The sequence below is a fragment of the Megasphaera hexanoica genome (assembly GCF_043520715.1).
Lineage (GTDB): Bacteria > Bacillota > Negativicutes > Veillonellales > Megasphaeraceae > Megasphaera > Megasphaera hexanoica.
The window spans coordinates 272,684-297,179 of the sequence record NZ_CP171361.1; the positions used below are offsets into that span (position 1 = coordinate 272,684).

Annotated in this window: 22 protein-coding genes, 1 pseudogene and 2 riboswitches; of the genes and pseudogenes, 16 read left to right on the forward strand and 7 right to left on the reverse strand. The window is 49.4% G+C overall.

The features are described 5' to 3' along the window. Positions 1 to 40: 40 nt before the first annotated feature. Positions 41 to 1,651, reverse strand: coding sequence for a chromosomal replication initiator protein DnaA (gene dnaA, locus ACGTIC_RS01265; RefSeq protein ID WP_113855148.1), 1,611 nt, complete (start codon positions 1,649 to 1,651; stop codon positions 41 to 43). 430 nt (positions 1,652 to 2,081) lie between these two features. On the opposite strand from dnaA, the gene rpmH reads away from it, so the two are divergent. The 16 genes and pseudogenes from rpmH (at position 2,082) to ACGTIC_RS01345 (ending at position 18,560) form a co-directional block, all read left to right on the forward strand. Continuing rightward, the gene (rpmH, locus tag ACGTIC_RS01270; RefSeq protein WP_059076227.1) at positions 2,082 to 2,216 is read left to right on the forward strand and encodes a 50S ribosomal protein L34; all 135 of its coding nucleotides are present in this window, start codon (positions 2,082 to 2,084) and stop codon (positions 2,214 to 2,216) included. An 87-nt stretch (positions 2,217 to 2,303) separates the two neighbouring features. Continuing rightward, positions 2,304 to 2,663, forward strand: a complete 360-nt coding sequence (gene rnpA, locus ACGTIC_RS01275) for a ribonuclease P protein component (RefSeq protein WP_059076228.1) — start codon at positions 2,304 to 2,306, stop codon at positions 2,661 to 2,663. Further along, positions 2,660 to 2,869 carry a membrane protein insertion efficiency factor YidD gene (gene yidD / locus ACGTIC_RS01280; protein ID WP_059076229.1) on the forward strand — a complete coding sequence of 70 codons (210 nt, stop codon included), beginning with the start codon at positions 2,660 to 2,662 and terminating at the stop codon, positions 2,867 to 2,869. Before rnpA ends, yidD begins: the two co-directional genes overlap by 4 nt. Positions 2,870 to 2,937: 68 nt before the next feature. Then, positions 2,938 to 3,624, forward strand: a complete 687-nt coding sequence (locus ACGTIC_RS01285; protein ID WP_369814267.1) for a YidC/Oxa1 family membrane protein insertase — start codon at positions 2,938 to 2,940, stop codon at positions 3,622 to 3,624. Continuing rightward, positions 3,621 to 4,471, forward strand: a pseudogene (gene jag, locus ACGTIC_RS01290) (RNA-binding cell elongation regulator Jag/EloR). Before ACGTIC_RS01285 ends, jag begins: the two are co-directional and overlap by 4 nt. 127 nt (positions 4,472 to 4,598) lie before the next feature. Then, positions 4,599 to 5,978, forward strand: coding sequence for a tRNA uridine-5-carboxymethylaminomethyl(34) synthesis GTPase MnmE (gene mnmE, locus ACGTIC_RS01295; RefSeq protein WP_113855149.1), 1,380 nt, complete (start codon positions 4,599 to 4,601; stop codon positions 5,976 to 5,978). A 41-nt stretch (positions 5,979 to 6,019) separates the two neighbouring features. After that, positions 6,020 to 7,906: a tRNA uridine-5-carboxymethylaminomethyl(34) synthesis enzyme MnmG gene (mnmG, locus tag ACGTIC_RS01300; RefSeq protein WP_059076232.1), complete on the forward strand. Its 1,887-nt coding sequence runs from the start codon at positions 6,020 to 6,022 to the stop codon at positions 7,904 to 7,906. Further along, positions 7,893 to 8,606: a 16S rRNA (guanine(527)-N(7))-methyltransferase RsmG gene (gene rsmG, locus ACGTIC_RS01305; RefSeq protein ID WP_059076233.1), complete on the forward strand. Its 714-nt coding sequence runs from the start codon at positions 7,893 to 7,895 to the stop codon at positions 8,604 to 8,606. Before mnmG ends, rsmG begins: the two co-directional genes overlap by 14 nt. Positions 8,607 to 8,632: 26 nt before the next feature. After that, positions 8,633 to 9,673, forward strand: coding sequence for a D-alanyl-D-alanine carboxypeptidase family protein (locus ACGTIC_RS01310; protein WP_113855150.1), 1,041 nt, complete (start codon positions 8,633 to 8,635; stop codon positions 9,671 to 9,673). Positions 9,674 to 9,744: 71 nt separating this feature from the next. Beyond that, a riboswitch (ZMP/ZTP riboswitch) is annotated at positions 9,745 to 9,831 on the forward strand. A gap of 79 nt (positions 9,832 to 9,910) precedes the next feature. Then, positions 9,911 to 11,197, forward strand: a complete 1,287-nt coding sequence (locus tag ACGTIC_RS01315) for an OFA family MFS transporter (RefSeq protein ID WP_059076235.1) — start codon at positions 9,911 to 9,913, stop codon at positions 11,195 to 11,197. A 236-nt stretch (positions 11,198 to 11,433) separates the two neighbouring features. Continuing rightward, positions 11,434 to 12,198 carry a DeoR/GlpR family DNA-binding transcription regulator gene (locus tag ACGTIC_RS01320; protein WP_113855151.1) on the forward strand — a complete coding sequence of 255 codons (765 nt, stop codon included), beginning with the start codon at positions 11,434 to 11,436 and terminating at the stop codon, positions 12,196 to 12,198. Next, on the forward strand, positions 12,195 to 13,100 hold the full coding sequence (pfkB, locus tag ACGTIC_RS01325; RefSeq protein WP_059076237.1) for a 1-phosphofructokinase: 906 nt from the start codon (positions 12,195 to 12,197) through the stop codon (positions 13,098 to 13,100). The genes ACGTIC_RS01320 and pfkB overlap by 4 nt, the downstream gene beginning before the upstream one ends. Positions 13,101 to 13,135: 35 nt before the next feature. Then, positions 13,136 to 15,109 carry a fructose-specific PTS transporter subunit EIIC gene (locus ACGTIC_RS01330; RefSeq protein WP_113856491.1) on the forward strand — a complete coding sequence of 658 codons (1,974 nt, stop codon included), beginning with the start codon at positions 13,136 to 13,138 and terminating at the stop codon, positions 15,107 to 15,109. A gap of 66 nt (positions 15,110 to 15,175) precedes the next feature. After that, complete coding sequence (locus ACGTIC_RS01335; protein WP_059076238.1) at positions 15,176 to 15,433, forward strand: HPr family phosphocarrier protein; 258 nt, start codon at positions 15,176 to 15,178, stop codon at positions 15,431 to 15,433. A gap of 62 nt (positions 15,434 to 15,495) precedes the next feature. Continuing rightward, on the forward strand, positions 15,496 to 17,127 hold the full coding sequence (gene ptsP, locus ACGTIC_RS01340) for a phosphoenolpyruvate--protein phosphotransferase (protein ID WP_113855152.1): 1,632 nt from the start codon (positions 15,496 to 15,498) through the stop codon (positions 17,125 to 17,127). Positions 17,128 to 17,218: 91 nt separating this feature from the next. Then, a riboswitch (cobalamin riboswitch) is annotated at positions 17,219 to 17,397 on the forward strand. A gap of 125 nt (positions 17,398 to 17,522) precedes the next feature. Continuing rightward, positions 17,523 to 18,560, forward strand: a complete 1,038-nt coding sequence (locus tag ACGTIC_RS01345) for a sirohydrochlorin cobaltochelatase (RefSeq protein WP_113855153.1) — start codon at positions 17,523 to 17,525, stop codon at positions 18,558 to 18,560. Between the two features lie 153 nt (positions 18,561 to 18,713). Here the strand turns inward: ACGTIC_RS01345 and ACGTIC_RS01350 are convergent, their stop codons facing one another. The 6 genes from ACGTIC_RS01350 to ACGTIC_RS01375 all read right to left on the reverse strand — a co-directional run bounded on the left by ACGTIC_RS01350 (position 18,714) and on the right by ACGTIC_RS01375 (position 24,330). Continuing rightward, complete coding sequence (locus ACGTIC_RS01350; RefSeq protein ID WP_113855154.1) at positions 18,714 to 19,628, reverse strand: LysR family transcriptional regulator; 915 nt, start codon at positions 19,626 to 19,628, stop codon at positions 18,714 to 18,716. Positions 19,629 to 19,733: 105 nt separating this feature from the next. Beyond that, positions 19,734 to 20,765, reverse strand: coding sequence for a 2-keto-3-deoxygluconate permease (locus ACGTIC_RS01355; RefSeq protein WP_113855155.1), 1,032 nt, complete (start codon positions 20,763 to 20,765; stop codon positions 19,734 to 19,736). Between the two features lie 18 nt (positions 20,766 to 20,783). Beyond that, positions 20,784 to 21,416, reverse strand: a complete 633-nt coding sequence (locus ACGTIC_RS01360; protein WP_113855156.1) for an RraA family protein — start codon at positions 21,414 to 21,416, stop codon at positions 20,784 to 20,786. A gap of 11 nt (positions 21,417 to 21,427) precedes the next feature. Continuing rightward, the gene (locus ACGTIC_RS01365) at positions 21,428 to 22,681 is read right to left on the reverse strand and encodes an aconitase/3-isopropylmalate dehydratase large subunit family protein (protein WP_113855157.1); all 1,254 of its coding nucleotides are present in this window, start codon (positions 22,679 to 22,681) and stop codon (positions 21,428 to 21,430) included. 10 nt (positions 22,682 to 22,691) lie between these two features. Beyond that, on the reverse strand, positions 22,692 to 23,189 hold the full coding sequence (locus ACGTIC_RS01370; RefSeq protein WP_113855158.1) for a 3-isopropylmalate dehydratase: 498 nt from the start codon (positions 23,187 to 23,189) through the stop codon (positions 22,692 to 22,694). Positions 23,190 to 23,205: 16 nt separating this feature from the next. Continuing rightward, the gene (locus tag ACGTIC_RS01375) at positions 23,206 to 24,330 is read right to left on the reverse strand and encodes an aconitase family protein (protein WP_113855159.1); all 1,125 of its coding nucleotides are present in this window, start codon (positions 24,328 to 24,330) and stop codon (positions 23,206 to 23,208) included. Positions 24,331 to 24,496: the final 166 nt, after the last annotated feature.

The following is a 24,496-nucleotide window of genomic DNA, read 5'->3' on the forward strand; positions in this document are numbered from 1 at the left end:
AAGATGTGGATAAACGGATTTTTTTCCACATTTTTTCCGCTCATTTGTCCACGCTCATGATGCGCGTCTTTAATTGTTCTATCATGGTGCGAAAATTTTTATCTTTTTCCATTGCCTTGGCAACTTTATCACAGGCATGCATAACCGTAGAATGGTCTCTGCCATTGAATGCCGTTCCTATATGAGGATACGTGTTTTCCGTCAGTTCACGGCAGAGATACATGGCTATCTGGCGGGGAAAAGCAATCGACTTGGTTTTCTTCTTGCTCATCAGGTCTTCATATTTTACTTTATAGAACTGACAAACGGCTTTTGTGATTTCATCAATGGTAATATATTTTTTCTTGTCACTGGCCTGTACTAAATCTTGTAATGCCCGCTGGGCTATGTCGAGCGTAACCGGTGAATGTTCCTCTGCAGCCTGTAGCGTGACGCGGACAAAAGCTCCTTCCAGTTCACGGATATTTTCACTGACATTAGCAGCGATGAAATTGATGGCATCATTTTGGAATTCAATGTGTTCAGACTGGGAACGGCGGCGGAGAATGGCTGTCCTCATTTCCAGATCCGGTGGCGTTATGCGGGCGACGGCGCTGGCCTGAAATCGGGAACGGAGCCTGTTTTCCAGTTTTTTCAGATTTTGTGGTGGCCGGTCGCTGGTGAATACCATTTGTTTGTGATCCTGGTATAACTTATTAAAAGTATGGAAAAATTCTTCCTGTGTATGTTCTTTATTTTCCAGGAACTGTATATCATCGACGAGGAGTACATCGACGTTGCGATACCGCTGTCGGAAGCTTTCCGGATTTTTATCCTGGATAGACTGGATGAGCTCATTGGCAAAGTCTTCGCTGGTAATGCAGCGCAAACTCATGTTAGGGAAATTTTCCCGGATTTTATGACCGATGGCGTGCATTAGATGAGTTTTTCCCAGTCCGGAATCGCCATAAATAAAGAAAGGATTGTATTTTTGGGCCGGTGCACCAGCTACGGACAATGCGACGGCGTTAGCCATACGGTTGCTGTTGCCAACGATGAACGTATCGAACGTATAGTTGCTGTTCAGTCCGTCAGAAACGGGAACCTGTGCGGCCGGAACCGGTTCTGGTTTTTCTGCTGCTGGCGGTGGCGTGATATCTTTGGCTGAGCGGATTTCTGGAAGAGAAATACTTTCGTATTCATACGTATCAGGATTTTCCGTATCTACCGGTTCCAGTGTCGTTTGTGCCCATTCGGGTTCATCATATTCCTGGTTTTCCCGGATTGTGTCTTCTTCCAGTACTTTAAAAGACGAAGCTGGTGCTGCAGATACCGTTTTTTCCGGATGATATGCTGCAGGTGTTGAAGGCGCCGATGATGGTGCTGCCGGAGATACAGACGGGCCGGGGGTCGTTTCCCCTCCCGTGCTGTAGATAAGGCGTACCTGTGTAGGACGGCCTGTTACATGGCTGGCTGCCGTTTCCAGGAGATCTGTATATTTTTTGCTGATGAAAGAACAGACGAAACGACTCGTCGTATCCAGTGTCAGGACATCGTTTTCATACATACAGGGAATCAGGGCTGCTTCAAACCAGTTGTCGTAAATTTGCGGGGATACCTGAGGCCGTATATCGGTCAGTATACCGATCCAGAGTTCAGTCAGGTCTATCATGTCATGCATTCCTTTCCAATCGGGTGATGTGTGGATATGTTCATAAAAGATTGTGGATAAAGTGGATAAAATAGGCTGAAAAAAGCGGAAAGCCGATAAATATCGAGTTTCCGACCTATTAAATTATCCACAATCTGTGGATAAACTGTGTATAACTTGGTGAATATTTGTATGAAGACCACATCTGTATTGTACATCAAAAGTAAGTTGTGCACAAATAGAAGTTAGAAATTGGTTATATATATGTTAGGCTTTGATTATATTTTATAAGGCATCTATATGCTCCGGCTATATTTCTGCTTTTTTGGATAACCCAGTCTTTTCAAATTTTTCCAATAAACAATTGACATCGGCAGGGGGATTGTCTATAATTACACTGTTATGGTGTAAATTCAATATACGTTGTATCGATAAGAAGGAGGTGTCTATCTTGAAACAGACATATCAGCCGAATGTATTGTGGAAGAAAAGAACTCATGGCTTCCGTGAAAGAATGAAGACTAAAGGTGGCCGTATGGTTTTGAAAAAACGCCGCATGAAAGGCAGAAAGAAGCTTTCTGCTTAATTTTTACGAGATGAACAGAAAAGTTCCTGGAAGGAATTTTTCTGTTCTTCTGCCATTTTTAGGAATTACAAGCTTAGGAACTATACGATGTACGAGTTAAACAAAGAGAAGAGGCTGTGCAAAAACCGGGAATACCAGCTCGTATACCGCCATGGCAGATCTGTTGTCAACCGCCTGGCCGTATTGTATGTACTGCCCCGTTCTCCCAAACAGCCAACCCGTATCGGTTTTGTAACTGGCAAAAAAATCGGTTGTGCCGTAGAACGCAACCGGTGCCGCCGGCTGATGAAGGAAGTATACCGCCTCCATCAATACGAGCTGAAAGACGGTTATGATCTGGTACTGATTGGGCGCGGCTATTTAAAACAGGTTGGATATCAAGAAGCTGAGCGGAGCATCCTGCAATTGTTCCGCCGGGCGAACGTATGGAAGAAGCGATGTGAATGAAATCCTTATTCATATTCCTGATACGTTTTTATCAGATGTGCATATCTCCGCTGCATCTGCCGTGCTGCCGTTTTTATCCTACATGTTCTGCTTATGCCATTGAAGCGTTGCAGAAGTACGGCGCACTGAAAGGGAGTTATTTAGCAATCAGGCGCATTTTAAAATGCCATCCCTTTCATGAAGGCGGATATGATCCTGTACCCTAGGTATCAGGCAGATGAAATGAAGGCTGTCTGATTTTTTCATTTTTAATCTTCGACAGGAGTTGAGAGTATTGAGTTTTTTTAGCGGAATCATGGACGTGCTGTCTGGCATTATGTCCGTTTTTCTCGATTACTGCTACCAGTTTACCCATATGGTCGGGTATCCGAGTTATGGCATTGCCATCATTTTGCTGACGGTTATCATCAAGCTGATACTGGCGCCTCTGACGGCTAAACAAATCCGTTCTATGGAAGGCATGCAGAAAATTCAGCCGAAAGTCAAGGAATTACAGAAAAAGTATAAGGGCGACCAAAGAAAAATGCAGATGGCCCTGCAGAAATTGTATAAAGAAGAAAAAGTCAGTCCGTTTTCAGGCTGTCTGCCTATCCTTATCCAGATGCCGTTCCTTATTTCCATATTTTATGCCCTGCGTGAATATCCCTATGATGAAGCATACAAGAGTTTTCTCTGGATGCCCAGTCTCGGCGATGCCGATCCTACTTATATTCTGCCTATTCTTTCAGCTATCTCCACTTTTGCTATCCAGAAACAGATGAGCGGTGCCCAGGTAGCGATGAATGAAGCCCAGGCTAAACAGCAGAAAATCATGCAGATTGTCATGCCTCTTTTCATTGGCTGGATCAGCATCAGTTTCCCCAGTGGCCTTGTCATTTACTGGGTTGTATCCAACGTATTCCAGTGGCTGCAGCAGATCATCATGTTCCGCGGCAAAAAGAAAGGAGCTGCTAACGCATGAATCATGTAGAAGCGACAGGAAAAACGATAGAAGATGCTGTCCGTTCCGGTCTGGTACAGCTGGGACTGACCCGTGATGAAGTGACGGTAGAAGTGCTGGCCGAACCGAAAAGCGGCTTTCTCGGCATTGGCAGCAAGCCTGCCGTCGTCCGCGTGACAGCCAAAGAAGAAGCAGAACACGTGCTGCAGCGGCAGCAGGAAGATGTGCGCAAGGCAGAAGAAGCAGAAAAACAGACCGCCGCTACGGAAACAAAAGCAGTGGCAGAACCACAGTCTGCGTCTGAGCCAGCTGCTGATCCGGCCGAACCGGAAACAGCTAGTCCTGCCGATGACGGGGAAGATTCCGTAACAGATTCTCCTGCAGAAGAATCAGCAGATTCCGTAGAAGATTTTACCGCTGAAGAAGCGGCTGCCAAAGCACGGGAATTTCTCCAGGAAGTCCTGAAGAATATGGGCATGCAGGTCATGATTGAAAAATGATCAAGCCGGACAAAATTATCCTTCATCTCCATGGAAAAAATCTCGGTATCCTCATTGGCAAACATGGACAGACGCTGGATGCACTCCAGTATCTTACCAATCTGACAACCAATCAGGGAAAAGAAACGCGGCATTTCATCATGCTCGACGTCGAAAATTACCGCCACCGCCGGGAAGAAACGCTGAAGCAGCTGGCTTTGCGCCTTTCTGGACGGGTGAAAAAGAAAGGTGATAAAGTCGTCCTGGAACCGATGAACGGCTATGAACGGAAAATTATCCACGTAGCACTTCAGGACGCCGAACATGTCCGTACGGAAAGTGAAGGTCAGGATCCGTACCGTCATGTCGTCATTTATTACGCTGAATAAGGCTAACGGAGCAAGTGACCAGTGGTCAGTGTCAGTTGGTTAGTGAATCTTTCACGGACCGCTGGTATCTGGCCATTTTTGTTATCTGACCGGTCCGCCTGTAGTCCTGTCAGAAAGGAGTGTTTGTATGTACGATACGGCAGATACCATTGCGGCGATTACGACACCGCTGGGAGAAAGCGGTATCGGTGCAGTCCGTATCAGCGGACCCGATGCCTATGCTGTAGGAGATAAAATATTTAAAAGTAAATCGGCAGTTCCCCTGAAGGAACGCCGTGATCGTTCTATTCAGTACGGGACTATTGTCGATGAAAATGGGACCTGTATCGATGAAGTCCTGGCCCTTATCATGAAAGGCCCTCACTCCTATACGGCAGAAGACGTATTGGAAATCCAGTGCCATGGCGGCCGGGAAGCATTGGAATCTATCTTGCAGCTCATATTGCGCAGTGGTGCCCGCATGGCCAATCCCGGTGAATTTACGGAACGGGCCTTTGTCAATGGCCGTATCGACCTGGCCCAGGCTGAGGCCGTCATGGATGTGATTCAGGCTAAAAGCAGGGCCGGTCTCACCAGTGCTGTAAGCCAGCTGGAGGGCCGGCTCTCCAAGGTCATCAATAAGACCCGCAAAGACCTGACCGAGCTGGTGACGCGGCTGGAAGTCATGATTGATTATCCGGAAGAAGATCTGGAAGATATTGCTGTGCCGGACGTATCCGGTGCTTTGCAGGAAATGCAGGAAAAACTGCAGCATATGCTGGAAGAATCCCAGAACGGGCGCATGATCCGCGACGGCGTCATGGCCGCTATTGCCGGTACGCCCAATGCCGGTAAGTCGAGTCTCCTGAACCGTCTTCTTCAGGAAGAACGGGCCATCGTTACGGACGTGCCGGGTACGACACGGGATGTATTGGAAGAATGGATTACTCTGCGCGGCGTTCCCGTATGCCTCGTCGATACAGCTGGCATTAGGGAAACGGATGATACGGTCGAAAAAATTGGCGTCAGCCGGGCCCGTCGGTATCTGGACCGGGCAGACATCATCCTGGCTGTCATAGATGGTTCCCGTCCCCTTACGGATGAAGACAAAGATATCCTCCAGTCTGCGGCAGATAAAAATGTCATTATTGTCCTAAATAAGACGGATCTGCCGTCTGTCATGACCAGCCAGGACCTGAGCACCTATGGCTTCCCAATCTGCCCCATTTCGGCCAGTACCGGGGACGGTCTGGAAGAGTTGAAGGACAGACTCCTGCAGGAAGTGCTGAAAGGCGGCTTTACCGATGGCCCCAGCGCTCTTCTGACCAATACCCGCCATATAGAACTGGTACGGCAGAGTGCAGAAGCTCTGGAACGGGCACGGCAGTCGTTGCAGGATGGAATGCCTCTGGATTGTGCTGTCATCGATATCCGTCAGGCGTGGGATACGCTGGGCTCGATTACAGGCGATACGGTTCACGATGATATTGTTGAAGAAATATTCAGCCGGTTCTGTCTGGGTAAATGATAAATAGATTGCAAATGTATTGCGAAAGGGAAGGAAATTCCATGTATGTAGTAGATACGTATGATGTTATCGTCATCGGTGCCGGCCATGCCGGCTGTGAAGCAGCCCTTGCCAGTGCCCGTCTGGGTGCCAGAACTTTGATGGCGACATTGAATCTTGATAATATTGCTCTTATGCCCTGTAATCCTGCTGTAGGAGGGCCGGGAAAGAGCCACCTCGTACGGGAAATCGATGCCCTGGGTGGCCAGATGGGAATCAATACGGACCTGACGTGCCTGCAGATGCGTATGCTCAATACGGGCAAGGGGCCAGCCGTATATTCCCTGCGTGCCCAGTCAGATAAAAAACTGTATCAGATGACCATGACAAAAACACTGGAAAATCAGGATCATCTCGATGTCAAGCAGCTCATGATTACGGACCTCCTTACAAAAGACGGAAAAGTAACCGGCGTACAGACCGAACTGGGGGAAGTCTATGGCGCATCCTGTGTCATCCTGGCGACCGGGACATATCTGAAAGGTAAAATCATCATCGGCGAATGCACCTATTCCGGAGGTCCTATCGGCCAGCGCTCGGCAGAAGATCTGTCCGGGTCGCTGATAAAAGCAGGATTGAAACTCATGCGTTTCAAGACGGGGACACCAGCCCGGGTAGACCGGCGTACGCTTCGTACGGATGAAATGGCTGTGCAGGAAGGTGATACAGATGGTCATGCCTTTTCGTTCCTGTCAGAACGGAAAAACCGGAATAAAGAATGCTGCTGGCTGACGTTTACCAACGAAAAAACGCACAAAATTATCCGCGATAATCTTGACCGGGCACCCATGTGCAATGGCATCATACAAGGTATCGGTCCCCGGTACTGCCCTTCCATTGAATCAAAAATCGTCCGCTTCGCCGATAAAAAGCGGCATCAGCTCTTTATCGAACCAGAAGGACAATCTACAGAAGAAATGTACGTCCAGGGCATGAGTACCAGTATGCCTATCGATGTCCAATACGAATTCCTGCGCACCATTCCAGGGCTGGAAGATGTGAAAATCATGCGGCCTGGATATGCCATTGAATATGACTGCCTCGACCCGTTGCAGCTGACACCGTCCCTGGAAACGAAAAAAGTGAGCGGCCTGTTTTCTGCCGGCCAGTCCAATGGTACCAGCGGCTATGAAGAAGCAGCAGCCCAGGGCCTGATTGCCGGTATCAATGCTGCCCGCAAGGTGCAGGGAAAAAATCCTTTTATCCTTACCCGTTCGGAAGCGTATATTGGCGTACTCATTGACGATTTGGTTACGAAAGGAACGCAGGAACCATATCGCATGATGACCAGCCGCAGTGAATACCGCCTCGTCCTCCGTCAGGATAATGCCGATCTGCGTCTGACCCAGAAAGGCTATGATATCGGTCTGGTCAGTCAGGAACGGTACGACGTATTTTGTGCCAAAAAGAAAGCTATTGCTGATGGCATCGCCGCTTTGCGATCCATTTCCATTACACCGAGCAAAGCGATGGCGGAAAAACTGGATGCTCTCGGCACGGCTCCGGTCCATACGGGCATAACGGCCTATGAATTACTGCGCCGTCAGGATCTGTCGTATGACAAACTGTGCCAGACTTTTGATCTGCCCGAACTGGATGCCGATGTCAAAGAAGAAATCGAAATCATGATCAAGTACGAAGGATATATTGGCCGCCAGATGGAACAAGTAGAAAAAATGAACCGTCTGGAACAAAAACTCATGCCGGACGACATTGTGTATGCCGATATTGATACGCTGTCCGGTGAAGCGCGGCAGAAACTTGATGAAATCCGGCCCCGGTCTCTTGGGCAGGCCAGCCGTATTTCCGGCGTTTCTCCGGCAGATATTACGGCCCTTCTCATTTATCTGGAACAGTATCAGCGGGAGGGCGGCCATGTTTCAAAATGACCTCATCCATGCTATGGAAGCTATGGGACTTGTACTGGAAGACTATCAGATACGACAGTTCTGCCGGTTTGAAGAACTGCTCCTGGAAACGAATAAAGTCATGAATCTGACAGCCATTACCGATCCGGGTGAAGTAGCAGTCAAACACATGGCTGACAGCTTGTCCTGTTATGATGAAAGGTATTTTCCAAAGGATGCCTCCCTGCTGGATCTCGGTACGGGTGCCGGTTTTCCCGGTATTCCCCTGGCTATTTTCCGGCCGGATCTTACGGTGACTTTTTTTGATTCCCTGCAGAAGCGATTGAACTTCCTGAATGAAGTATGCCGGGAAACGGGCCTCCGGAAGGTGGCGTTCCTTCACGGGCGGGCTGAAGAAATGGCCCATCAGGAAGCATACCGGGAACAGTTTGATCTGGTGACCAGCCGGGCGGTGGCCCGCCTTTCCATTCTCTGTGAATGGGCGCTGCCTTACGTGCGGAACAATGGCTTATTTATTGCTCTTAAAGGAGCGCAATATGAGGAAGAAATCAAAGAGGCTTCCAATGCCCTGCGCATATTGGGAGGGATACTGGAAGAAGTCCGCCCGGTAACGCTTCCCGGGCTTTCCGATAAACGGGCGGTCCTCTATATCCGCAAGAGTGGCACGAGTCCGGCTAAATACCCGCGCAAACCCAAAATGGCGGCAAAACATCCATTATAAAATAAAAACTTCAGGAGAAAGGGTGTATGATTATGTCTTTGAAAACGTCTATAGCTGTCGTCCTGGCAGCCTGCTTTACGATGTTCAGTGCATCGGCACTGGCAGAAGAACCGCAGATCGATGCTCAGTCAGCCTGCGTCATCGATTCTGCGACGGGCAATGAACTGTATGCCAAAAATGCAGATCAGCGCATGTATCCTGGCGGTACGACTATGATGATGACCAGCATCCTTGGCGTCGAATCGGGAAAACTCGATACGGTCATGACCGTATCCGATGCATCCCAGCAGCTGGCCGGCGATGTGAGCCGTCTCGGCATTTATCCCGGTGACAAGGTGACGTTGCGCAATGCTCTGACGGGCATGATGACGGTCGGGGGCTGTGATGTGGCATATGATGCGGCTGTTACGGTTTCGCCGTCTCTGGACAGCTTTGTTCAGTCTATGAATGAAAAAGCGGCATCTATTGGGGCCAGTCATACGCACTTCACCAATCCGGCCGGACTTCCTGATGAAAATCATTATTCTACGGCGAGAGACCTGGCAAAAATTGGCGCCTATGCCATGAAATCAGCCGATTTCCGGGGACTCGTCAATCATGCTTTCTTTGACATGCCCTATGCAGACAGTGGTACGAAGCATTGCGAAACGACGAATGAATTTCTCACCAGCGGTTTTGCGGGAGCTGACGGCATCAAGACCGGTGCGACTAACGATGGCGGCCCTTGTCTGGTAGCTTCTGCTACGCGTAATGGTCATACCCTGGTTGCGTCCATCCTCAACAGCGGTGACCGTGCTGGTGATGCGGCAGCTCTCCTGACCTATGGCTTTGAACGCCTGTCGGCCCCGGCAGCTGCTGTAAAGAATGTAACGACGGCAACGACGGCGACAGCTGCCGAAAAAGCAGCGGTTGCCGCTTCCCAGGCTGTAACACAGACTGGCCGTGCATCTAATGCACCGGCTGATGCCGATGAAGCCTATGTCCTGCGCGATGCGCCGGCAGGACAGACCTTATCCCAGATAGCAGCCCAGCAGAAACAGGCGGCCCGGATTGCTGCGGAAAATTAGAATGAAAAATAAGACAGGCTCCCTATTGACAGACAGATGTTTCCTGCTATAATGAAAGAACATCAAGAAAATATGCGATGCAGGCCTGACGGAATCAAGTGGAATAACCACGTGGACTGTATCGTTTAGAAAAAGCGCCGACCGTCTGGGCAAAGATATGAAAATATGCTTTGGCCAGCCGGCCGGTGCTTTTTTTGCACTCTCTTTGCCGGCCGACCGCAAAGGAGAGATGGATTCATGAAAAAGAACCGTTGGCTTATTGCGTTGTCTGCTATGGGCATCCACATCTGCATTGGCAGTGTCTATGCCTGGAGTGTCCTTACCCGTCCTATCATGCAGGCTATGGGATTTTCTCTCAAAGATACGACGTGGACCTTTTCCCTGGCTATTTTGTTTTTAGGACTGTCTGCTGGTTTTCTCGGCAGCTTCGTCCAGAAAATCGGACCCCGTAAGTCGGGTCTGCTGGCCATGACCTTTTTCTGCAGTGGCATGTTCGGCACGGCTGCAGCGTTATATTTCCACAGCCTGCCTCTGTTATATCTCTTCTACGGAGTCATTGGCGGTATTGGTCTGGGAACAGGTTACATCACTCCCGTTTCGACACTGGTCAAATGGTTCCCGGACAACCGTGGCTTTGCGACGGGCCTGGCTATCATGGGATTTGGTTTTGCCAGTATGATTGCCGGTCCGGTCATGCAGCTTTTGGTCCAGCATCTGGGCCTGATTCCCAATTTTCTCATCCTGGGCACGGTATATATGGTCATCATGACGGCTTCTTCTCTGTATCTGGCTCCACCCAAACCGGGAGAAGTCCCCGTTTCCGATGCGGCTCTTCGCAAAGCCGGTTCCCGCCATACGCCGGTCTATGCCGATGCCATGCCTCAGTTTAGCGTAAAAAAAGCGATGAAGACGTGGCAGCTCTATACTATCTGGTGGCTCTTCTTTACCAATATTACCTGTGGCATTGCTCTTCTGGCTGTCGCCTCTCCTATGGCTCAGGAAGTCGTCGGCATGTCGCCGATGGCAGCGGCTTCGATGGTCGGCATAATCGGATTCATGAACGGCGCCGGCCGCATTGCCTGGGCTACTGTTTCCGATTACCTGGGCCGTTCTATGACCTATGTCCTGTTCTTTACTATTGAAATCCTGGCATTCTGGCAGCTGTCCCATGTCACGGGAGCTTTCAGTTTCCAGATACTCGTCCTGCTCATCATTACCTGTTATGGTGGCGGTTTCTCCTGCATGCCGGCCTACCTTTCCGATCTTTTTGGGACGCGGGAACTGAGTGCCATCCACGGCCGGATCCTGACGGCCTGGGGAGCTGCTGGCGTTGCTGGTCCCCTGGTCCTGTCGCTCATTAAGGAAACGACCAACAGTTATGCCATTACACTGCAGTTCTTCTCTGGCTGTTTCGTACTGGCTCTGGCCATTATGCTCTTCCTCAAATACAAGACGCGTCATGGTATTGTTACCAGCGACAATGCTGTAGCAGCCAGTGTACAGAAAGAACACAGCATGCAGTAACAGATGTAAATTTTTCAAATAGTTTTTATAAAGGCGAAAAGCATATCAGAAAACGGTTGTCACATGAAATAGTTGCTTCGTGTGGCAGCCGTTTTTTCTATTACCTTCTAGTATAAATGAACGGAAATGATTGCTATTTCAATATAATGATTGAACGTGATTGAAAATGAATGAAAATGTTTGTATAATACGGGGTATAAAAAGTAATTCTGATTGTACAGAGGTAGGTGATATATGTGCTGACAGAAGAACGACAAGATGAGATGGTACGGCTGGTAACGGCCGGCGGTTCTGTTTCCGTACAGGAACTGGTTGATTATTTTCAGGTTTCTGAAGCGACGGTGCGGCGTGATTTGTCGGTCCTGAACCGGGACGGCCGGCTTCGCCGTGTTCATGGCGGGGCAACGGCACTGCCTTCTGAAGAAGGGGTGTATGAAGCCAATATGGAAGAACTGGAACATAAGTATTCTCTCCATATGACGGAAAAACGGCGCATAGCCCAGTATGCTGCTTCCTGCGTGACTGATAGCGATTTTGTGTATCTTGATGCGGGATCGACGGTGGAACAGATGGCAGATTTTCTGACAGGGTCAGGGGCATCCTTTCTGACCAACAGCCTGCCCCTGGCACAAAAACTGGCCCGGAATGGCATATCTGTCCATATGCTGCCAGGCCATGTAAGGGGAACGACTGCATCCGTCGTCGGCAGTGAACTCCTTCAGGCACTGGTGCAGTATCATTTTACCTATGGCTTTTTTGGTACCAATGGTATCAGCCTGGAAGAAGGTTGTACGACGCCGGACGCAGAAGAAGCTGCTGCCAAGGCCGCGGCCTTTTCCCAGTGCCGGCGGGCCTATATACTGGCGGATGGCAGCAAGTTCGGCCTGGCTTCCCATATTACATTTGCGCCTCTTACAGGCGTGTCAGTCATAACGGCACGGAGCAGCCGGGATGTCGATTTTGCTCCTTATAAGAAATTGACGGAGGTGCATGTGCTTTGATTTATACCGTTACCTTTAATCCTTCTCTGGATTATGTCGTTCACATGAAAAAATTTGCCGCTGGTGCCATTAACCGGGCCGAAAAGGAAACGATTTATCCCGGTGGCAAGGGCATCAACGTAGCGCTTGTCCTGGGAAATCTCCACATACCGGCACGGATGCTGGGCTTTATGGCCGGATTTACGGGGCAGGAAATTGAACGGCTCTGTGAAGAAAACGGAGGCGATTGTGATTTTATCCGTCTGGACAAGGGGTATTCCCGTATCAATATGAAAATCAGTGCGGAAGAAGAAACGGCTGTCAACGGAATGGGGCCGGTTATTCCGAAGGATAAACTGAAACAGCTCATGAAACAAATTGAAGCTCTGGATGAAGGAGACACGCTGGTACTGGCCGGCAGCATTCCTTCTACTCTTCCGGGCGATATGTATGAACAAATCCTGAAACGCATGGAATTTCGCCATATCCGCACGGTTGTCGATGCCACCGGTGACTTGCTGCGCAACGTCATTGCTTACCGGCCGTTTCTCATCAAGCCCAATCAGGATGAATTGGGTGAACTCTTCAGTGTTGTCCTGCACAGGGATGAAGAAATCATCATGTGTGCCAAACGGCTCCAGACCATGGGAGCACGCAATGTCCTCGTTTCTCTCGGCGGTGACGGGGCCCTGCTTCTCGGTGAAGATGGAAAAATCTACCGCCGTCCGTCTCCCCAGGGCCGGCTGGTGAATTCCGTCGGTGCCGGTGACAGCATGGTAGCCGGTTTCCTGGCTGGTTTTGAAGCATCTGGCGGCAGTCTGGAAGAAGCGCTGAAATGGGGGATTGCTGCCGGCAGTGCTACAGCGTTCCAGGATTGGCTTGCTGGCGAAAAGGAAATAAAGAAATTGTATAAAACACTGTGACCGATGTGCGTTTTCTGGAAAGCGAGGAAAATTCCGTGCGTATTGCAGACTTATTAAAAAAAGAAAGTATTGATTTGCAGGCCCGGGCTGCTGATAAAGCCGGGGCTATCGATCATCTCGTGGGACTGATGGAAAAGGGCGGTCATCTGAAAGATACGGCAGCCTACAAGGCCTGTGTCCTTGCCCGGGAAGAAGAAGGCAGTACGGGAATCGGTGAAGGCATAGCGATTCCCCACGCCAAGACCGACGCCGTAGCGACGCCAGGCCTGGCGTCGATGATTGTCCGTCAGGGCGTCGATTACGAAAGCCTCGATGATGAACCGGCCTATTTGTTCTTCATGATTGCAGCCCCTGCCGGTGGTGCCAATATTCATCTGGAAGTTCTGAGCCGCCTTTCCCGGATGCTCATGGATGATGATTTCCGGGAAAAACTGATGCAGGCTGCATCGGTTGATGAATACCTGCAGATCATCACCGATGCCGAAACGGCCCAGCTGGCTGAAGACGCAGCTGAAGCGGCGGCTGAAGAAACTGCTGTAGACGGCAATGCCGTATCCGATGATGTGACAGATACGGAAACGCAATCTGCCGCACCAGATGCCGGACGCCCTTATGTCATCGGCGTTACGGCCTGCCCGACCGGCATTGCCCATACCTATATGGCAGCGGAAGCACTGGAACAGAAGGCTGCTGAAATGGGCGTCGATATCAAGATTGAAACGAACGGTTCCGGCGGTGTCAAGCATCACCTGACGGCGGATGATATCCGCCGTGCTGCCGGTGTCATCGTCGCTGCCGATAAAGACGTACCGGTGGAACGGTTTGATGGCAAACGCGTCCTCTTCGTCAAAGTGGCGGCAGGAATCAAAGAGCCGCAGGCTCTCATCCGGCAGGTCCTGGACGGGACACCGCCTGTATTCCATGGTACGGCTTCTGAGTCGGAAGCGGTAACAGAGGCGGAAAGCGGCGAAAGTACAGGCCGTCAGATATATAAGCATCTGATGAACGGCGTATCCCACATGCTGCCCTTCGTCATTGGCGGCGGGATTCTCATTGCCCTGGCATTTCTTTTCGATATGGGTAATGCCGGTACGGCCCAATTTGGTACAGGAACTCCTCTTTCGGCATTCCTGAAAAACGTCGGCGGACTGGCATTCAGTATGATGATGCCTATCCTGGCCGGTTATATTGCTGCCAGTATCGGTGAACGGCCGGCTCTCATGCCGGGTATCGTCGGCGGCTTCCTGGCGACGACTGGTGGTTCTGGTTTCTTCGGGGCCCTCTTTGCCGGATTTATTGCCGGGTATCTCATCATCCTGCTGAAAAAAATATTTTCCCATCTTCCCCAGGCGTTGGAAGGGACTAAGCCGATTCTCATCTACCCCGTACTGGGACTGGTCCTCATCGGCCTTATCATGACGTATATCATTAATCCTCCGACATCGGTGTTCAATCACTGGCTGGCAGATACGCTCTCATCTATGACGACATCCAGCCGCATCATCCTAGGCCTTGTCCTGGGTGGTATGATGTCAATCGATTTCGGCGGTCCTATCAATAAAGCGGCGTATGTTTTTGGTACGGCATCCCTTATGGACGCATCTGGTGCGGCCGTCAGCTCGGGCATCATGGCATCGGTCATGATCGGTGGCATGGTGCCACCCATTGCGATTTCCCTTTCCATGCTGCTCTTCAAGAAAAAATTTACGCCGAAAGAACGGCAGTCTACGATTACCAACTTTATCATGGGACTGTCCTTCATTACAGAAGGAGCTATTCCCTTTGCCGCGTCGGATCCGTTGCACATTATTCCGCCCTGCGCTATCGGATCTGCTGCAGCTGGTGCCCTTTCCATGCTTTTCGGATGTACCGTACCGGCACCGCACGGTGGCATCTTTGTCTTCGGCGTCGTCACCAACTGGCCTATGTATTTTGCATCTTTGGCAGCCGGCGCTGTCATTGCAGCCGTCATCATGGGGATTATCCGCAAAAAATGCCCCCAGTCGTAACGGTTGCCATACTAATGAACATAGAGTAAACTAAACCATAGGATTTCATACAGAGGAGGAATTATCATGAAAGAATTTACTTACACCATTACCGATCCCCAGGGTATCCATGCCCGCCCGGCAGGACTGCTGGTTAAAGAAGCCAAGAAATATGCCTCGTCCCTGACGATTGCCAAAGGCAGTAAAAAAGGCGATTTGAAGAAAATCTTCACCGTCATGGGTCTGGGTGTCAAACAGGGTGAAAGCATAACAGTTCAGGCAGATGGTGCCGATGAAGAAGCAGCAGCTTCTGCTATGGAAACATTTTTCAAAGAAAATTTCTAATGTATGAGGCGGGGAGGACTGCATGGGCAATCCTCCCTTGCCATAACCGGGAGGTGTAAGTCATGCTGACCCTTAAAGGAAAAAGCGTAAGTTCCGGCATCACCATCGGACCGCTGGCACTATTTCACCGCAATACGATTTCTACAGCCGTCCGGCCTATTGACGATGCCGAGGCGGAAGTCAGCCGCTTTCAGGCGGCCCGCGCTGCGTCAATCAGCCAGCTCCAGTCTCTGTATGAAAAGGCTGTAGAAAAAGTTGGTGAAGAACAGGCTGCCGTGTTTGAAGTGCATCAGATGATGCTCGATGATGACGATTATGTCGATGACATCGTATCCCAGATACGGGATGAAAAACTCAACGCCGAAGCCGCTGTAGAACATACGGCACAGAATTTCGCTGCCATGTTCCGCGGGATGGATGATGCTTATATGCAGGCCCGTGCTGCCGATGTCCTGGATATTTCCCGCCGTGTCGAACGGGAATTATGCGGCGGTGAAGGAATTGACTTCAGCGCATACGATCAGGTCATCATCGCCGCTGATGATCTGGCTCCCAGTGAGACATTGCAGCTCGATACGGACAAAATCCTGGGATTTGTCACATCCGGTGGCAGTACCAATTCCCATACGGCTATCCTGGCCCGTACACTGGGCATTGCTGCCGTCGTCAGCACCGGTACCCAGCTGCATAATGACGTCGATGGCAAAACGGCTATCGTCGATGGGACGACGGGGACAGTGTACATTGACCCTGATGAAGAAACACTGGAACGCATGAAGAAACGGCAGGATTCAGAAATCCGGCGCCGGCAGGAATTGGAATCGGTACGCGGAACCGAATCGATAACCCGCGATGGCCGCCACATTGATGTCTATGCCAATATTGGAAATCCTGACAACCTGTCCCAGGTCCTTTCTAATGATGCCGAAGGAATCGGCCTGTTCCGCAGTGAGTTCCTCTATCTGGGACGGAATACTTATCCGACAGAAGAAGAACAGTTTGAAGCTTATAAAAAGACGGCCCAGACGATGGCAGGGAAAAAAGTCATCATCCGTACTCTCGATATCGGTGCCGATAAAAAAGTCGATTATTTCAATCTGGCCCCGGAAGAAAATCCTGCCATGGGCATGCGGGCTATCCGTATCTGCCTGACCCGGCCGGAGTTGTTCCGGACGCAGTTACGGGCACTCTGCCGGGCATCGGCCTTTGGTACCATTGCCGTCATGTTTCCCATGATTATTTCTACCGATGAAGTGCGCCGTGCCAAGGCAATCCTCCAGGATGTACAGCGTGAACTGGATGAACAGGGCGTGAAATACGATTCTCATATGGAAGTCGGCATCATGATTGAAACGCCGGCTGCGGCCGTCATGAGTGATGAACTGGCTAAGGAAGTTGATTTCTTTAGTATCGGATCCAATGACCTGACCCAGTATACACTGGCAATCGACCGCCAGCAGACCCAGCTCGATGCGTTCTTTGATGCCCATCACCCGGCCGTGCTTCGCCTTATCGGACAGACCATTGCCAACGGCCATAAGGAAGGAATCTGGGTCGGCATCTGCGGGGAACTCGGTGCAGACCTTGCGCTGACGGAGACATTCCTGCGCATGGGCGTCGATGAATTGTCTGTCAGCCCTCCGGCTGTACTGCCCCTCCGGGAAAAAATCCGGTCTCTTGATTTGAAGAAATAAGTACTATATATGAGAAATTCCACGGCTGTCATGATACATATTCAGTATGGATTCATTGACAGATAATAATGGATTGTGGTAGAGTAAAATTAGTTTAATATGCAGGTCAGGTGTCGCAAGACTCAATAGAAAAGCCGGTATAAGCCGGCGCGGTCCCGCCGCTGTAAGGAAGAGCGATGCTGCAATGATGTCACTGTACGATTCGTATGGGAAGGCGCAGCAAAGCCATGAATCCAAGCCAGAAGAACTGCCTGACTGATAATCACCGATGGACCTGCGAGCGATGGGAATGGAGATTATAATGCGAATTGGCGCATCAATAAGCCGCAAGGATATCCTTGCGGCTTTTGCATATTAAGGCAGGCCGTTTGTATATTTCTTAAGGAGTGATGGATATGTTCGGTAAGAAACTGAAGACAGTATTGATGTTATCCCTGGCTATTACGGCATTCGGGACTTTTACGGGTATGCCGGCCCAGGCCTCGTATACCCTGAATCCGGAAGTCAAAGATGCGACACCGGCTCTCAAACAGGCCGCAGAAATAGGCGTACGTACGTATAATAACCCGGATATGCAGGATGCGGCCAATAAAGATGCCATTGTCGTCATGAGTTTTGGTACGACATTTAAAGACAGCCGTAAGGCAACGATTGAAAAAACGGTGGCCGATATCCAGGCTGCCCATCCGGATACGAAAGTCGTCCTGGCCTTCACCTCTCATATTATCGTCGATCGCATCAAAGCCAATGAAGGTCTGGAAATTCCTACACCGGAAAAAGCCATGGCAGACCTCAAAGCCCAGGGATATACGCGGGTGGCCCTGACATCTCTCGATGTCATCCCCGGTATGGAGTACGCCTACGATACGGCTATTTACGACATGTATAAAAAGGATTTCAAAAAAATGACCATGGGTACGTCTCTTCTCTACTGGATGGGACAGGAAAACCAGCGCGACGATGTCAGTGAATTCGTGCAGGCTCTTTCTACACAGTTCCCGAAAATGGGCGAAAAAGACGCCGTCCTGGTCATGGCCCACGGCACGCCCCATCCGGCCAATGCCTACTATTCTGTCTTGCAGAACCGGATTGACGAAGCCCATCTCGGCAATGTCTACGTTTACTCCGTCGAAGGCTGGCCTCATCTGGATACGGTCATTCCTATGCTGAAGGCTAAGGGTATCCAGCACGTGACACTCATGCCCATGATGATGGTCGCCGGCGACCATGCCAACAATGATATGGCCGGTGATGACGCCGATTCTCACAAGAGCATCCTGGAAAAAGAAGGATTCAAAGTCACACCCTATATTCATGGCCTCGGTGAAAATACAGCCGTGCGCAAGATGTTCGTAGAACGGGCCAATGAAGCCTGGGATGCCCTGGAAAAAGACAACGGAATTCCGGCAAAATCCCATATGATGCGCCATTAAAAAATTAATATACATGTAAAAGCCGGGACTGTCGTTATGGGCATTCCCGGTTTTTACGATTTTAAATGACATACATGAATCAGTGTAACTATCATGGAGTACTTATTGTTATCGTATTTTCAGGTAATGATATATTATTTTTTCTAACAAATTTCAAAGGAGCTTTCCGCCATTTTGATATTGTTCCAGCGCTTTTATATACATCATTCCCAAATCGGACAGCGTCTGGCCTGTGTTAATGACATATCCTACAGTCATCCTCTCTTTTTCATGCAGTGGGATTCCTTTAATGGCATCGCCCTGCATGTATTTGGGAAATATTCCCGTAGAGATGGAATAGCCGTTGAGGCCAATCATCATGTTGATCATAGCGGCTCTGTCACTGACCCGTATTTCTTTATCTACGGGAAGGGATGAATACAATTCTTCAGAAAAAAAAGAAGATTCATAATTTCCCTGTATAAATTTTAACCGTGGATATTCAATTAAATCAATCAGCTTGAGAGAGGTATGACATGCCAGTGGATGTTTTACGTATAAAGCGACATGCGGTTTAACTGTAAAAAGTGGATGGAATTCTAAACGCATATCTTCTAAGGTACGGCGAATCACGATTTCATTTGTGTTGCTCAGGTAGATGATCCCCAGTTCACTGATATGATTTTTAACGTTTTCCAGAATCTGGTACGTCTGTGTTTCGTTGAGACAGAATTCATAGCGTTCCTGTCCATATTTACGAATCATATCTACGAAAGCATTCGTTGCAAATACATAATGCTGGGTAGATACGCTGAAATATGTTTTTTGTGGCCGCATAGTAATATATGTATCCTGCAGTACATTCATTTGCTGGATGACCTGTCGTGCGCAGCCAATAAATTCTAATCCTTTTGCTGTCACTGTGATACCACGGCTGGTCCGGATAAAAATAGGAAAATGTATTTCTTTTTCTACTTCTTTTACGGCATTTGAAAGACTGGGCTGGGAAATAAACAGACGTTTGGATGCTTCTGTAATGGAACCGGTTTCTGCTATGGAAATAATATAGCGGAGGTTTTGCAGTGTCATAGAGGGCGCCTTTCTTTTTTTTATGGACAAAAGAGACTGTCTTTTGGGACAGCCTCTTTAGGATTCACAATTTGCATGGCATGTATATGCTACAGCTGTTTTTCATCAGACATGGGATTTAACAGTGGCATTTACCTTGCTTTCAGCGGCAGCTTCTGTGGTTTCTTTTTTTATGCCGTAGCGGGGAGCACCCCATTTCTTTAAGGCCCAGGATGATAACATGGGACAGAGAATGGCTGTTACAATAACAGCTGCGGCAACCTGTACGGATGCCAGGGCTGCTGCTTCTTCCAGTCCCGGGACGACGCCGGCTACGATGGTCGGTGTCGCTACGGCACTACCGGCGACAGATGCCAGGGATGCACCGGCATAGCCAGGGCGGCGGAGAATCAGCTTATCTGCGCCGATGAGGATGATACCGCCGGCTACAAAGGCGATGATACCGAGGACGACACCGCTCAGGCCAGCCTGGAACATCATGGAAAGATTCAAAGAAGAACCTACGGAAATACCGATGAGAGGAATGAGAAGGCGGGCACCGCCTTTAAAGTAATTGCGGATTCCCGGATACAGATTGCCGAGGACAATACCGAGAATCATGGGGAACAATGTGGCAAAGAGAGCCATGACAGGGATATTTGATGCTCCCGAAGCGCCGAGAGCCAGCATGGTCAGGAAGGGGCCGTCTTTGATGGAAAGGAGACTGTAAGCTCCGAAATCCTTGTCATCACCATATTCGCCGACAATGGCGAGATAGATGGAACCATTGGAGCTCAGGAGGGCTGTAAATACGGCCAGTGTAGAAATTCCCAGGAAACCGATGGGGCCGAATGTCATGGAGAACAGTGTACCTACGGCATACCCGACGGCAAACTTGGCCAGGAGCAGGACACCGCCCCGTTTTAGTGCAGCCGGCGCTTCATTGACTTTGAGCTGGGTGCCGGCAAAGAATAAGACGGCAGCCGTAAGAGGGACGACAGCTGATTTTGAGAAAATAGCCGTCGTCAGGCTGCCCATTTTTACAAAATCGGGGAAGAAATAATTGAAGATAACCGACAAGAACATGGGAATAATCATGGCTGCTGCCGGAATTTTACGGAACATCATGCAGGGAATATCACGCCAGATATGTGTCATTTTTTTCTCCTTTCGAATTTACAGGGCGGTTTTATATTTTTCACTAATTTTAGCCAGATAAGATTGTAGTGCTTCGGAATCGGGAATCATCGTTTCTATTTTCCAGTGATCTTTGGTTTCTTTTTCCATCGCTTTCTGCAGAACTTGGCTTGTTTCTTCCAAAGGAACAGCGACCACACCATCGGCGTCGGCACAGATGATATCCCCGGGGCGCACGATTACATCGGCACATACGATGGTCTTCTGGACCTGTCCCAGATAATTGGCGGCGGGTATTTTGGGAATCGCTCCTTTGGCAAATACAGGGAATGTTCCTTCTTCTATAGCCAGGCTGTCGCGGATACATCCGTCAATGACAATGCCTGCAATTCCTCGTTTCTGTGCAATTTTAGTGACTATTTCCCCAAGGAATGCCACATCGGTCGTACCCTGGGCAGCTATGACCAGGACGGATCCTTCTGGAGCTTCCTGAAGAGCTTTGAAGATAATCGCACAGTCATTTTTTATGATCTGCACGGTATAGGCCGGGCCGACAACCCGCATTTTCCGGTTCAGTGGCTTGATAGAGGATTCCATCGTGTGGAGTCCCAGCATGGCATCAGATAAGGAAGTAGAAGAAACTTCTCCCCATTCGGATATATCGAAATTCATAGTATACTCTCCTATTTTACATCTGCAGGATTTGTCAAATATCCTGTTACAGCCGTGGCAGCAGCTACAGCTGGTGAACTCAGGTATGTCTTGGACTTCGGGCTGCCCAGACGGCCCAGGAAATTCCGGTTATTCGTTCCAAGTAATACTTCATCATCACAGAGCAGCCCTCCACTCCGTCCTTCACAGAGAGAACAATAGGGATGGGTGAACATGGCGCCGGCCCGGACCAGTTTTTCTACATACCCCAGAGCAATGGCCTGTTTAAAAATCGACCGCGATGCCGGGGTGATGAGCAGTTCGATATGAGGTGCAATATGATGTCCGTCCAGTATGCGGGCGGCAGCTGCCAGATCCTGCAGCCTTCCATTCGTACAGGAACCGATGAATACTTTATCTACTTTCATTCCTTCCAGTTCGGACAGCGGTTTGACGTTATCTACGTACGGATGGGCCGCAATATACGGTACCATATCTTCAGCTTTATACGTCAGCACTTTTTCGTACTCTGCATCGTCATCAAAATGGAGCCACGATACGTCGTCATAATTTACGTTGCTGTAAGCACAACTTTCTTTTGTCGGTGCGAACAGTCCGACTTTGGCACCACATTCGACGGCCATATTGGCAATAGTCAGCCGTTCGTCAACGGGCATGGCATCGATGGTAGAGCCACAGAATTCCAGGGATTTATAGGTGCCGCCGGCAGCTTTCAGATCTCCCAGGATGCGCAGGGCGATGTCTTTGGAGCAGACTCCGTCCGGCAGTGTGCCGTCTATCTGGATTTTAATGGCTGACGGTACGCGGACCCACATTTCTCCTGTACCCAGGACGGCCGCCATTTCCGTGTAGCCGATGCCCGTAGAAAAAGCGCTGACAGCACCGTAGGTTGTCGTATGGGAATCAGTGACAAATACGACGTCACCAGGCCGGGCATATCCCAGTTCCGGCATGAGCTGATGGCAGATGCCGTCGCCGGCATGGACCTTTCTGGCACCGAATTCTTCGGCAAACTGATATCCGTGTTTCATGTGGTCCCCATCGAGGGGAAGGCAGGTCGGAAGCAGATGGTCAAACATGATGATGACTTTTTCCGGATCCCAGGATTTAGTAAATCCCATTTCCTTGAACTTCCGGTATACATTCGTCGTATAGATATCGTGAAACATGACGCAGTCCGGATGAGTGATGACGATGTCACCGGGTCTGCAGTCTGCTACGCCTGTATTATGCATCAGAATTTTTTCTGCTAATGTATGTCCCATGATGGTCCTCCTATTTCAGACAATGATTTCGTTTCTGCATGCTCTTTACGAGTCCTCCATCTTCGATGATCTGGAAGATGTTTTCCGGCATGCGGGGAATATCGTATTCTTTTCCGTTGCACCAGATGCAGTGATTGATTTCGACTTTTACGGTATCTCCTTCCTGGCAATGGTCGGGGAGGTCTTTGGATTCGATGAGCAGCAGACCATTGTTGATAGCATTGCGGAAGAAAATACGGGCGAATGATTTGGCGATAATGCATTTAATTTTGAGGGCACTCAGTGCTTCCGGTGCCTGTTCGCGGGAAGATCCGCAGCCGAAATTGTTACCGGCAACGATGATATCCCCCGGCTGGATAGCAGCAGCCAGGTCCGGCCGTAATGGTTCAAAGGCGTGCTTTTTTACTTCGTCCATCGTATCCAGTGTGACCCATTGCGTTGGCATGATGATATCCGTATCAATATCATCACCGAGTTTCCAGATTCTTCCTTCAAATGACTTTTCCATAGATATTGTTACCTCCTCATTCACTCAGTATTCCTGTAATAGCACAATGTGCTGCCGTGCAGGGCGAGGCGAGATAAACATCTGCGCTGGCGTCGCCGCAACAGCCGGGATAATGATAAGAGCCGGTTGAAACGAGGACTTCTCCGGCGTCCAGTATGCCTTGTGCTTTCCCCCAGCAGACGCTGCATCCCTGATTCATGACGACAGCCCCGCAGTCCAGAAAAATATCAATGAGTCCTTCCCGTAATGCCTGCAGGTATATGGAACTGGTAGCAGGAGTGACGACCAGACGGAGACGGTAGGCGATGTGTTTCCCTTTGAGAATCGCGGCGGCTGCCCGCAGGTCTTCCAGTTTGCCACCGCGGCATCCGCCGATAAAGACTTCGTTTACGTGGATGCCGTGCAGAGCGCCCAGATATTCTGTCTGATTGGACGTTCCCGGAAGGACAACCAGTGGCTGGGTGGCAGATATATCGAATGTCGTATTGCAGGAGATCGTTTCTTCAGTAAACAAGGCACTGCAGGCACCATATTGCTGTGCGAAATGACAGAGATCGTAACGCTGGTCTGTCGTAAGGCCAATTTCATCTTTGAAGACAATCAGCGTATGATCATCGATTTTATGGCTGTATTCTTTCTGTATTGCCAGAGCAACGTCCTGAATGGATACATAGTTTGGCATGGTTCCTGTCAGGGAAATCGTGAGGACAGCCGGATGCGGCAGTGTTACTTTGTCATTCTTTATGGTTTCCCATAACTCATCTTCTGTCATCTGTATTCCCAGTGCACCGGCAGCTCCCAGACATGCCATATGGCATCCTGTACCGGCGATTATGTCATTACGATGGATATAGGATTCGAGGAGGCGGATATAGCCGACGCCCTGGCATTTTTCTATGGGCAGATGTTCTTTTACTGCCCAGTTCAGAAGGCGGCGTTGTTTTTTTCCGACAGCAATGCTGCTGTTTGGTGTATCATGATCAATGCATACGATGAGTTTCTTTTTGCATGGAATGGACACAGTTTCTAATTTTTCCAACAGGGCATCTGAAATCGTGTCCGTAAGCATAATATAATCGGGTATGAGACAGTGAACAGCTTGCGTGGCTTGTGAAAATTGCTGTACTAGCGGTTGATTCATAGTAAATAGCTCCTTTTCTTTTTATAATCGCTTTTGCTTATAGGCTGATTATAATATCCCGTGACTTTTCTGCCAATTTACAGGCTATGTTATGATAAAGCGTTGATTTATGTTTCAAAAAATGATATTTTTTTATTAATGAAACAAAAAAACAGGTATCATGGTT

Bases quoted from the DNA above. Each gene is read 5' to 3' on its own strand.
- mnmG (WP_059076232.1), top strand. From the start codon at position 6,020: ATGTATGTAGTAGATACGTATGATGTTATCGTCATCGGTGCCGGCCAT.
- ACGTIC_RS01370 (WP_113855158.1), bottom strand. From the start codon at position 23,189: ATGGAAAAGTCATTTGAAGGAAGAATCTGGAAACTCGGTGATGATATT.
- ACGTIC_RS01365 (WP_113855157.1), bottom strand. From the start codon at position 22,681: ATGGGACATACATTAGCAGAAAAAATTCTGATGCATAATACAGGCGTA.
- ACGTIC_RS01355 (WP_113855155.1), bottom strand. From the start codon at position 20,765: ATGACACATATCTGGCGTGATATTCCCTGCATGATGTTCCGTAAAATT.
- mnmE (WP_113855149.1), top strand. From the start codon at position 4,599: ATGTACGATACGGCAGATACCATTGCGGCGATTACGACACCGCTGGGA.
- ACGTIC_RS01315 (WP_059076235.1), top strand. From the start codon at position 9,911: ATGAAAAAGAACCGTTGGCTTATTGCGTTGTCTGCTATGGGCATCCAC.
- ACGTIC_RS01335 (WP_059076238.1), top strand. From the start codon at position 15,176: ATGAAAGAATTTACTTACACCATTACCGATCCCCAGGGTATCCATGCC.
- ACGTIC_RS01375 (WP_113855159.1), bottom strand. From the start codon at position 24,330: ATGAATCAACCGCTAGTACAGCAATTTTCACAAGCCACGCAAGCTGTT.
- ACGTIC_RS01350 (WP_113855154.1), bottom strand. From the start codon at position 19,628: ATGACACTGCAAAACCTCCGCTATATTATTTCCATAGCAGAAACCGGT.
- rsmG (WP_059076233.1), top strand. From the start codon at position 7,893: ATGTTTCAAAATGACCTCATCCATGCTATGGAAGCTATGGGACTTGTA.
- ACGTIC_RS01310 (WP_113855150.1), top strand. From the start codon at position 8,633: ATGATTATGTCTTTGAAAACGTCTATAGCTGTCGTCCTGGCAGCCTGC.
- rnpA (WP_059076228.1), top strand. From the start codon at position 2,304: ATGTACGAGTTAAACAAAGAGAAGAGGCTGTGCAAAAACCGGGAATAC.
- ACGTIC_RS01345 (WP_113855153.1), top strand. From the start codon at position 17,523: ATGTTCGGTAAGAAACTGAAGACAGTATTGATGTTATCCCTGGCTATT.
- ACGTIC_RS01360 (WP_113855156.1), bottom strand. From the start codon at position 21,416: ATGAATTTCGATATATCCGAATGGGGAGAAGTTTCTTCTACTTCCTTA.
- dnaA (WP_113855148.1), bottom strand. From the start codon at position 1,651: ATGATAGACCTGACTGAACTCTGGATCGGTATACTGACCGATATACGG.
- ptsP (WP_113855152.1), top strand. From the start codon at position 15,496: ATGCTGACCCTTAAAGGAAAAAGCGTAAGTTCCGGCATCACCATCGGA.
- yidD (WP_059076229.1), top strand. From the start codon at position 2,660: ATGAAATCCTTATTCATATTCCTGATACGTTTTTATCAGATGTGCATA.